This window comes from Bacillus sp. S4, from assembly GCF_040838205.1.
In the GTDB taxonomy this organism is placed as follows: domain Bacteria; phylum Bacillota; class Bacilli; order Bacillales; family Bacillaceae_G; genus Bacillus_A; species Bacillus_A cereus_U.
In genome coordinates, this window is record NZ_JBFPJI010000436.1 from 1 (window position 1) to 2371 (window position 2371).

Genomic DNA, 2371 nt, shown 5'->3' on the forward strand with positions numbered 1-2371 from the left:
TGCATATACTATAATGTTTCATTGGCCTTTGATGATGAACGATAGTTTTAAAAAGTGTATCGAAAGTAGAAGTGATACTCTTGTCAATAATGAAAATAGAAGAGGTGCTAGTATATATGAAAAGACGAACGTATGAAATTCCAATCGCGTTGCGAAGAGAATGGTTTTTAATAGAGTTAGCACATTTAACAAAAAAATATGGAATTGAAATTGCAACTAGTAAAATAGAAGATGCACCATTCCTTAGAGATCAAGTTACAGAATTGAGAATAGGAGCTGGTTTGCAATACGATAAATATGATGATGAGTATATCATCGGATTTTAAACAAAGAAGCTGCGTATAAAAGGTTATTAAAGAGACCTTTTATACGCAGTTTTTTTGTGAAGAGAAAGCTGTATTGAGAAATATTCAAAACGCTTATTGTAAAAAGGAATGAATGAATGTTGAGAGAATAACGTTTGATAAGAAAGAAATGCGGCTACTAATTTCTAATTCTAATGTATCGAAAAAGTAATTGATTAAATGGAATTTAAAACAATTGGTGTTCAATGTAATGGTAGCGTTTTCTTTCTTGCGGAAAAGGGGGATGTTAATGGGAATTATGAAAAGGAGTATAGCATTATTTATTGTACTTTGTTTTATGAGTCCGCTGGTTTTTAGTACAAATGTACACGCGGAGGTTGTAACAGAGCTTAAGACTGGTTTTCCAGACAAAGAAGTATTTACTCCTGGAGAATGGTTTTTAGGTCAGAAACCTGCTAATTATGATGAGAATAAACCACCAATTCTCTTTGTGCAAGGAAGAAATGGTAATGCGGATAGTTGGTATGGAAAGACAGTATATCATGATATGAATGATATGTACGACTACGCATTGAAAGCAGGCTATCAAACTGTATTTATTCAATTATACGATGCTGCGGGGAAAGGATCAGCTAGCCAATGGGACAATGGAAAATTGTTAGCACAAAAGCTTGAAGAAATTTATAATCATTTTGGTAAAAAAGTAAATGTTGTAGCTCATAGTAAAGGTGGTATCGATACACAAGCTGCGTTAGTTGGATATGGAGCGAATCGATTTGTTGGAAATGTTATTACACTTGCCACTCCGCATTACGGATCAAATTTAGCGGATTTATCATATAGTTGGTGGGCAGGGTGGCTCGCCTCTATATTAGGTCAAAAAGATGATGGGACATATTCATTGCAAATAGGTGAAATGGCAAAGTTTCGTTCTACAATAGATAATAATCCTGCAGCTAAATTAAACCGTTACTATACGGCTACTGGGACGAGCTGGGGGCCTGTTTTTTCAGCATTATCTATGGGCGGGTTGTACTTGTCATCATACGGTTCTAATGATGGATTAGTGAACGAATGGAGTGCTAAGTTACCATATGGAACACATTTATTTACGGATTCACGATTTGACCATGATAATATACGAAAAGGTTCAGCTGTTTTTGCACGAATTGAACCATATTTACGGACAGCAAATTTACCAGTACCGGCTTTATTAGCCCCGATTAATAGTTCAGAGGAAAAGGTAGAACAATTAAACACAACTTCTAATCGAGCTATTTTAGGAGGAGAGTTGTCACAAAATCAGTGGGTAGGGAAAATTGTCGCAGTGGATAAAAAAGCAGAAGGGGTAGTTTCTGTTTTAACAGCTTCTTCGGATGTAGAAATACAACTAATATCTCCAAAAGGAAAAGTTTATACAAATAAAGATAGTGCTGTATCTACTGGTGAAGGTGAATCTCTCTTTAAAGGAGCGACTATAAGAACATTTAAATTTGATAAAATGGAAGCAGGAGAATGGCAAGTTAAAATGATGGCAAAGCAGCCAAAAGATGCATATTTAATCGTAACCGATTACAAAAAAGATGCTCCGTTCGTCCTTCAAATGCCGGCAAAAGTTAAAGTAAATAAAGCAGAGTATAAACTCAAAAAATCACCTGCAGCTCCAGAAATGAAAGGCAATCTTTCAGTAACAGTAAGAGTAATTAATAAAGATGGAAAATTAGTTTCTGAATCAAATGAATCGCAAAATATTAATACAACTACATTCACAGGTGCTTTGAAAAATATAGAACAGCCAGGTGTATATAACGTTACAATTGATATGAAAGGGATGAATAAGGAAGGACAACCTTATAATCGTACGATAGTTAAATCGGTTTATGTAGAGAAGTAGGAAAGAAGGAATCTGTTTTAATAAAAAAAGTGCCGAATTCTTGTGGTAGAAGTATTCGGTACTTGTTTTGCTTATTAGATTAATAGAACTGTAAAATGAGAGCATACGTTTTATAAGGTAGATGAATAAAAGATCTGAAGATTGTAGGAATCGAAAGGAAACGCTATTTAAT

2 protein-coding genes are annotated in these 2371 nt (G+C 34.5%); both read left to right on the forward strand.

Features of this window, described 5'->3' with window-relative positions:
- Positions 1–116: 116 nt before the first annotated feature.
- A complete protein-coding gene (locus AB3X48_RS21255; RefSeq protein WP_002158072.1) occupies positions 117–326 on the forward strand; it encodes a hypothetical protein in 210 nt (69 codons plus the stop codon).
- Positions 327–588: 262 nt separating this feature from the next.
- Positions 589–2199, forward strand: coding sequence for a lipase family alpha/beta hydrolase (locus tag AB3X48_RS21260; protein ID WP_372343024.1), 1611 nt, complete (start codon positions 589–591; stop codon positions 2197–2199).
- Positions 2200–2371 lie beyond the last annotated feature (172 nt).

Coding starts and splice junctions, on each gene's coding strand:
- AB3X48_RS21255 (WP_002158072.1), top strand. CDS start 117: ATGAAAAGACGAACGTATGAAATTCCAATCGCGTTGCGAAGAGAATGG.
- AB3X48_RS21260 (WP_372343024.1), top strand. CDS start 589: ATGTTAATGGGAATTATGAAAAGGAGTATAGCATTATTTATTGTACTT.